Annotated in this window: 8 protein-coding genes; all 8 read right to left on the bottom strand. The window is 69.3% G+C overall.

All coding sequences use genetic code 11. The features are described 5' to 3' along the window. Window positions 1-475: 475 nt before the first annotated feature. Window positions 476-1735, bottom strand: coding sequence for a sugar ABC transporter permease (locus IRZ30_RS13825; protein ID WP_294086024.1), 1260 nt, complete (start codon window positions 1733-1735; stop codon window positions 476-478). After that, window positions 1732-2562 (bottom strand): ATP-binding cassette domain-containing protein, encoded by an 831-nt coding sequence (locus tag IRZ30_RS13820; RefSeq protein ID WP_294086023.1) that lies wholly within the window; start codon window positions 2560-2562, stop codon window positions 1732-1734. Before IRZ30_RS13820 ends, IRZ30_RS13825 begins: the two co-directional genes overlap by 4 nt. Window positions 2563-2747: 185 nt before the next feature. Continuing rightward, window positions 2748-4019, bottom strand: coding sequence for a sugar ABC transporter substrate-binding protein (locus tag IRZ30_RS13815; RefSeq protein WP_294086022.1), 1272 nt, complete (start codon window positions 4017-4019; stop codon window positions 2748-2750). Between the two features lie 179 nt (window positions 4020-4198). Then, a complete protein-coding gene (locus tag IRZ30_RS13810) occupies window positions 4199-4753 on the bottom strand; it encodes an ECF transporter S component (protein WP_294086021.1) in 555 nt (184 codons plus the stop codon). Between the two features lie 314 nt (window positions 4754-5067). Then, window positions 5068-5271 (bottom strand): CsbD family protein, encoded by a 204-nt coding sequence (locus IRZ30_RS13805; RefSeq protein ID WP_294086020.1) that lies wholly within the window; start codon window positions 5269-5271, stop codon window positions 5068-5070. A gap of 134 nt (window positions 5272-5405) precedes the next feature. After that, window positions 5406-5564 carry a hypothetical protein gene (locus IRZ30_RS13800; protein ID WP_294086019.1) on the bottom strand — a complete coding sequence of 53 codons (159 nt, stop codon included), beginning with the start codon at window positions 5562-5564 and terminating at the stop codon, window positions 5406-5408. A gap of 36 nt (window positions 5565-5600) precedes the next feature. Next, a complete protein-coding gene (locus IRZ30_RS13795) occupies window positions 5601-6071 on the bottom strand; it encodes a DinB family protein (protein WP_294086018.1) in 471 nt (156 codons plus the stop codon). A gap of 48 nt (window positions 6072-6119) precedes the next feature. After that, the gene (gene rsgA, locus IRZ30_RS13790) at window positions 6120-7076 is read right to left on the bottom strand and encodes a ribosome small subunit-dependent GTPase A (RefSeq protein WP_294086017.1); all 957 of its coding nucleotides are present in this window, start codon (window positions 7074-7076) and stop codon (window positions 6120-6122) included. Window positions 7077-7723: the final 647 nt, after the last annotated feature.

The raw sequence follows: 7723 nt of genomic DNA, 5'->3' as shown, positions 1-7723 counted from the left end.
GGTCACCCCTTCACCGCCTACGCCCTCCTCTACCCCGACGGCACCCCCCGCCCCGCCTACGAGGCGATCAAGGCGATGCCGAAGGAGTGAGGGCGAGGGGATTGAACCTTCCCCTGTCTGGTGTCAAGGATCTTGTGCAGCGGCGCGTGCCCGGGCGGGTGAAGGGAGGATCCCCGCGCTGTGGTTTGGGCCCGGGGGTTTACCCCCGGGCTGACACAGCGAAGTCCACTGAAGGGACTAGGACTCGGTGCCCACGAGCCTGCCGGCTTGAATGCGCCTGCATGTTGCCATCACAGCCCCTTCAGTGGGCTTTCCCCTATTCAGCCCGGGGGTTTACCCCCCGGGCACGTGCCGCAGTACGGGAACCTTTGCACCACCCGTCCCGGGCACAGACCACCGCCGGAGACCCACCGCATCCGTCGAGGGCCATAACCTCCAGCACTTACCAGACGGCACACACCACCGCCCGGCTCCCCTACGCCCGCCCGGCGGCCTGGCGGCTGCGGCGGGCGAGGGCGTCGATGGTGACGGCCAGCAGCAGGACGCCGCCGGTGATCATGAACTTGATCGCGGCGGAGAGCGCCAGCAGGTCCATGCCGTTGGAGATGGCCCCGATTACCAGCGCGCCGAGCAGCGCGGACCAGACGGTGCCTCGCCCGCCGAAGAGGCTCGTGCCGCCGATGACGGCGGCCGCGATGCTGTTCAGCAGCACGTCGCCGGAGCCGGAGGCCTGGTTGACGGCGTAGAGGCGGGAGGCGGCCAGGATGCCGCCGCAGGCCGCCAGCGTCGAGCCGAGCATGAAGACCGTGATCCGGACGCGATCGACGTTGATGCCCGCCCGCCGCGCCGCCTCGGCGTTGCCGCCGACGGCGTAGATGTGGCGGCCGAAGCGCGTGCGCCGGGTGATCAGGTCGAAGACCACCACGAAGATCAGGAAGATCAGCACACCGGAGGGGACGCCCGCGATCTGCACCCGGGGGTTGGGGCTGCGGTCCACGCTCATCAGGGCGACCGCCGCCAGCACGCCGAGGGAGACGACCGCGATGCGCAGGATCACACCACCCGCCGCCGGCACCGGAAGGCCGGCCTGCAGCCGCTGGCGGCGGCTCCAGAGGGCCGTCCCGGCATAGACGAGGACGAAGGCGATGCCGGCGGCCCAGCCGAGCCAGAGCGGCAGGAGACGATTGGCGATCCCGGTGATGAACGGGTCGTTCAGGTTGATCGTCCCGGTCGTCCCGAGCACACGCAGCAGCGCCCCCTGCCAGCCGAGCAGGCCGGCCAGGGTCACGATGAAGGACGGCACCCCCAGCTTGAAGCTCCAGGCGCCCTGGAGGAAGCCGATCGCCGTCCCCACCAGGATCGCGGCGGCCACCGCAGCCAGCGCGGGCCAGCCCTGCTTGACCGACAGCACCGCCATCACCCCGGCGGCCAGGCCGCTCACCGCGCCGACCGAGAGGTCGATCTCGCCGAGCAGGAGCACCAGCGTCACGCCGACCGCGATAGTGCCGACGGCGGCGATCTGGATCATGAGGTTGGTCAGGTTGAGCGCCGTCAGGAAGTTGTGGTTGGCGATCTGGAAGATGACGGCGATGACGGCGAGCCCGAGGAGGACCGGCAGGGCGCCGATGTTGCTCCGGGTCGCGCGCTCCCCGACCCCGCGCAGCCAGCCGCGGAGCCCGGGCGCGGCTGCCGGGACATGGGCCTCCTCCGCCGCGGGCTTCGTGCCCGTGCTCATGGTGTCGCCTCCCCGTCCGGCCCCGTGACCACCTCGTCGGGCGGCAGCGGCCCGTTGGGCTGCTGCCCGATCCCGGCACCGGTAATCGCGGCCACTACCTGCTCGGGGGTCACGTCGCGCCGGGCGAAGGTGGCGACCCGGCGTCCCAGGCGCAGCACGATGATGCGGTCGGCGACCTCGAAGACGTCGGCCAGGTTGTGGCTGACGACGACCACGCCCAGCCCCCGATCGCGCAGGCGCCGGATCAGGTTGAGCACCTGCCGCGTCTGGGCGACGCCCAGCGCGGCCGTCGGCTCGTCAAGGACCACGACCGCCGAGTTCCACATCACCGCCCGGGCGATGGCGACCGACTGCCGCTGCCCCCCAGAGAGGGTCGCGACGGGACTGCGAACCGAGGGGATGCGCACATTCAGGCTGGCCAGGACCTCGACAGCTTGGCGCTCCATCTCCACCTCGTCGAGCGGTCGGATGACCGGCGGCACGAGCGAGTCGACCCGCTCCCGGCCCAGGAAGAGGTTGGCGACGACGTCGAGGTTGTCACAGAGGGCCAGATCCTGATAGACCGTCTCGATCCCCAGCCGCGTGGCCTCGCCGGGGTGCGTCACCACGACCGTCTCCCCGGCGAAGCGGTAGTCCCCGGCGTCGGCCCGGTGGGTGCCGGCGATGACCTTGATGAGGGTCGACTTCCCGGCGCCGTTGTCGCCGACCAGGGCGACGACTTCGCCGGGGTAGACTTCGAAGTCGACCTCATGCAGCGCCTGCACCGCACCGAAGCGCTTCGAGATCCCGCGGAGTTCGAGGATCGGTGTCCGTTCGGCAGTCGTCATCGGCGGTGTCCATCGTGCACCGGCCCTCACCCCCTAGCCCCTCTCCCCACGTGGGGAGAGGGGAGGCGTAAAGAACACGACGTACGCAATACACACTACGGCTCATGTCCCTCGTTCCCCCCTCTCCCAGAGTTGGGAGAGGGGCCGGGGGTGAGGGCCATCTCCTACGCAACACGCAACGCGACTCACTCCAGCCCGGCGTCCGCGCAGGCGTCGGCGTATTCCGCCGTGCAGATCTCTTCGACGGTCCAGAAGTCGTCCGCGACCACGGTGTCGGCGATGTTGTCCTGGGTCACGGCGACCGGCGTGAGCAGGATCGCGGGGACGTCGGTCGCGCCGTTATTGGCGGTCTGCCCACCGGTGACACTCTCCGGGACGTCCTGCCCGGTCAGCAGCGCGAAGGCCAGTTCCGCGGCGATCTCCGCCTCCGGCTGGATCGCCTTGTAGACGGTCATGTACTGCTCGCCGATCAGGATGCGCTGGATACCGGCCAGCTCCGCGTCCTGGCCGGTGACGGGCGGCAGCGGGCTGATTCCGGCCGCCTTCATCGCCGCGATCGCACCGCTGGCGGTCCCGTCGTTGGCGGCGTAGACCCCGTCCACCTGATTGCCGAGCGCGGTCAGCGCCTGCTGCATCTCGTTCTGCGCCTGGTCCGGGCTCCAGTCAGGGGTGTCGTACTCCATGGCGATGGTCAGCTCGCCCGCGTCCACCAGTGGGTCGAAGACGCTGTGCGCGCCCTTCTTGAATTCGCCGGCGTTGTTGTCGGTCGGGGAGCCGTTGATCATGACGATCTGGGGGTTGTCCACCCCCGCCAGCGCGTCGACCAGCGTCTGGGCCTGTAACCGGCCGACCTCCACGTTGTCGAAGGAGATGTAATAGCTGACGCCGTCCGAGTTGAGGATCGCCCGGTCATAGGCAATAACCGGCACGCCCTGGGCCTTTGCCATTTCGGCGATCGCAGCCGCCGCGGCGGAGTCGACCGGGTCGAGCACAAGCACCTGGGCACCGTTGGTCAACGCAGCCTCAGCCTGCTGTTGCTGCGTCGCCGCGTCCTGGTTGGCGTTGTTGTAGATGATCTGGCAGTTCGGGCAGAGCTCCTGGAAGTGTGCCTCGAAGAACGGCCGGTCGGCGCTCTCGTAGCGGGCCGTCTTGGTCTCGGGCAGGAGGAGCGCGATCGTGCCGTTCTCGGTGTCGGACGGCGTGGCCCACCCGGTCAGATCCTCGGTACCGCCGGTCGGGGTTCCACCTGGCGTCCCGGCGGGGCTGGCGGTCGGGCTCGCGCCCGGGCTGGCGGCGGGCGAGCTGCTGGGCATCGCGGCGGTTGCGGTCATCAGCGCCCCGCCGACGGTGGGGCTGGCCTCCTGCGCCGCACCCCCGCCGCAAGCCACGACGACCAGCGCGGTGATAACCAGGACGACCAGCGCGACGAAGCGAGTAGGCGCGGGCTGGAGGTGCATGGCCTGACCTCTCTCCCCATCGGCCTCGCGGCCGCGGCACAGCGGCGCATGCACCAGAAGGCGCACTGCGCCGGCATCACAACATGAAGCGAAGATGCCGACGCAAATTGCATTCCTCCGCGGATAATGTTGCGCTAAGAGCGGAGTGCGCCTGTCTCATCCGGCGCACTCCGTGACGACTACTCCGGCTCTTCGCGCCATGTGCGCCGGGCAGTCCAGGTGGCAATCGGCGGGTAGGCTTGCCGCACGGCCAACACCAGGGGGATGGCAACGACCGCACCGGTGAGGGCCTGCAGGGTGTTGAAGCCGGCATCGGTCACGGCCACGCCGAGGCCGACACGGACGACGGCCAGGTCGTACAGGAAGTAGCCGCCGACGATGATGGCGCCCCCGGCGATCACCGCCAGGATCATGCGCGGCACGCCCGCGCGCCAGCCGATCATGCCGGCAACGAGCCCCTGTAGACCGTGGATGACAAAGGTACCCGGCGCGTAGCTCGGGTACGACAGGAGGTCCGACAGAGTCGGGCCGATCGCCCCGGCGAGCACGCCGACGATGGGACCGAAGATGAACGACGCGAAGTAGATGGCGATATCGCCGAAGTGGATGTAGCCGCCGGGGATCGGGATCTTCACGCTGAACGTCGCGACGAAGACGACGGCGATCATCACGCCGATGATCGCAACGAGCCGTGCGCTCAACTCGAAGCGCGGTCGATCGCGGGTTGGCTCCATCAGGCCCCTCCAGGCTGCTGCCCCATGTCCCCTCTCGTGAGGTACACCTTCGGAAACTCATCTTGGCGCACCGGCTGGAGAGTGCAAGGGCCAATTGGCACCATCCAATTGCCCGCATCGCGTCGCACGCGCCGCCAGAGGTCGGAGCCAGGAGCAGCACTGACGACCTCTCCCCCCTCACCCCTGGTGGGCTCCGTCCGAGAGGGGGCTGGGAGTGAAGACACCCCGACCGCGCCCAAGCCGGCTCAAACGAAACGGCGCCGGAGAATACTCCGGCGCCGTCGTCCGTCGTCATTCATGACGGGCGAGGGTGGCTAATGCCGTTCCTCTTCATCGTCGCCCATGTCGCTCAGGCGATCGCGAGCCTCGCCCAGTTTCTCACGGGCCTTGCCCTTGAGCTCCTCGCCCTTACCTTCGGCCTCGGTCTGGGTGTCATCAGTCATGTCGCCCCAGGCCTGCTTGGCCTTGCCCTTGAGCTCCTCGCCCTTGCCCTTCAACTGGTCACGGTCGTCACTCATGGCACGTACTCCCTTGCCGTGTTCGCCATATCCGCCGCGCCGTGGTGGGACGGGCAGACACCAATGGGTGGGGCCCCACCACCAGGGGCGCAAGCAACGTGCCGCCAGGGACGACCGCCGCGAAGCCGAGGGGGCTAGAGTCCGTGCGCCTTGATGTAGACCAGGCCGAACAGGAGAGCCACGAAGCCGACCGCGCAGAGGACGCCGAGGAGCACCTGGAGCCACGACGCGACGGCCTGGTTCTCCGCCTCCGGCTGCTCACCCTGTTGCCCCTGCTGGTCCCATTCGGCCATCGTGTCCCCCTCTCCGTCACCCCACGGGGCCAGGCGCTAGGCGCGCGACTCGTAGAGCTGGCGAGTCAGCAGGGCCTGGCCAAGGTGCTCACGGCTGTGCTCGACGGCGTGCAGCAGCCACCAGGTTCCGGGGTGGCGGCGATTCAGCCGATCCCCCGCCGGCTGGCGGATCGCCGAGAGATCCTCCGGTGTCACGCGATCGAGGAGCGCGGCAGTGCGGGCACTCGACTCGTCGATCAGGCGCAGCAGCGCCGCGGCATCGGGCGCCTCGGCCCGAAACTCGGCGTCCCGGTCCCGCTCGACCGACTCACCGACCGCGGTGGCGATCAGGAACTCCTCCGCCCCGATCGCGTGCGTCACCAGCACCGCGATCGAGTTCATCTCCGAGCCGGGGCTCCAGTTGAGCGCCTCAGGGCTCAGGCCCTCGAGCACCTTCCGCCAGGCATCGTGCTGCTCGGCGAGGACCTGCTTGAAGCCATCGCGCAGGCTCTGGATCGCGGTATCCATGGGCAGTCTCCTCTCTGCTCCCGGCACACCTGCTGGCGGCTCGACCGGCTAGCGATCGTCGCCGGTCCCCGCGCGCAGCGCCCGGTAGCTCTCATACCGATCGAGATCGATCGACCCGGCTTCCACAGCGGCCAGGACGGCGCAGCCCGGCTCGGTCAGATGGGTGCAGTCGGCATAGTAGCACTGGTCGAGGTAGGGGCGAAACTCCGGGAAGTAGCGATCGAGGTGCTCGAAGTCGATGCCCCAGAACCCGAGCTGGCGGATGCCCGGCGTGTCGGCGATGTAGGTCTCGTCGTCGAGGAGGATCAGAGTGGTGGCTGTGGTCGTGTGCCGGCCTTTTCCGGTCACGGCGCTGATTTCCCCCACGCGCAGGTCCAACTCGGGGTGCAACGCGTTGATCAGGCTCGACTTGCCCACGCCGGAGGGGCCGGAGAGCGCCGAGACCTTGCCGCGCAAGATGGCACGCAGCTCGTCGATCCCGACGCCGGTGGTGGCGCTGGTCTCGATGACCGGGTAACCGGCCGCGCGGTAGGGGTCGAAGATGCGGCGCAGCTCCCCGGTCGGGTCGAGGTCGATCTTGTTGACACAGACCGCCGCCCCCAGCCCGCGCGCCTCGGCGATGATGAGGAAGCGGTCGAGCATCCGCGGGTGCGGCTCGGGCTCGGCCACGGCGAACACGGCGACCAACTGATCCGGGTTGGCCAGGATGACCTGTTCAACGTCCTCGGTGCCGCGCGCGCGCCGCGAGAGGGTCCGCAGCCGCGGCGCGACGGCTTCGATCACCCCCTCGCCCGGCCCGGTTAGCGTGATCTCGACCCGATCCCCGACGGCCACCGGGTCGGTCTTTCGCCGCGCACGCTTGAGCACTCCGCGAACGGTGCAGCGCACGATGCCCTCGGGTGTGCGGACATCGTAGTACTGGCCGTAGCCGCGGATGACGATGTTTGGTGGGCGGGAATTGGCGTCTGGCTCGAGTGGCGTCTGGGCGATCGGATCCGCCTCCATAGGCTCCAACGCGACCGATACGGCCAACCGGCGGCCGTCCGCGGCCCCGGCGTGCCCGGACATCGCTGCCAGTCTAGCACGGCGGATCGGGGTGGCTCCAAGCGTTTGCCGTAGTGATCGTGCACACCGCCGGGATGCGGGCTCGTGGAGTGGTGGAGTGTGACGCGTGCGGTGGGTCTTCCGCGGTGGTAGAGCCGGGGATGGGTGGTGGAAAGGTTCCCGCGCCGTGGTAGGTGCCCGTGCGGGTGGCGCGAGGATCCCCGCGCCGTGGCGCGTGCCCGGGGGTGATGGAGTTTGACGAATTAACCTGGTCTACCCGCCCGCCATCCGCTCCCGCGCGCCTGTCATCCTGAGCGCAGCGAAGGATCTCGCGCGGGACCGGCCACGCATCATGGCGCGGGCTGGTGACGCCTGGTAGAGATGAGTGGTGCGTGGGCCCCGCCACTCGGCATGTGCCCGGGGCTGAAGCCGCCGGGCTGACAACACAAAGCCCGCTGAAGCGGGCTGGGGAGAGGCAGCGCTCACACCCGGTGATAGGGCCCCCGCCGCCCGGCATGTGCCCGGGGCTCAAGCCGCCGGGCTGCCACGGCGTGTGATCCTTCACGCCACCCGCCCCCGGCACGAGCCAAGCACGGACACCCAAATAA

It is taken from the genome of Sphaerobacter sp., from assembly GCF_019683595.1.
Classification (GTDB): Bacteria; Chloroflexota; Chloroflexia; order Thermomicrobiales; family Thermomicrobiaceae; genus Sphaerobacter.
This window is presented reverse-complemented; position numbering and strand designations above follow the sequence as displayed.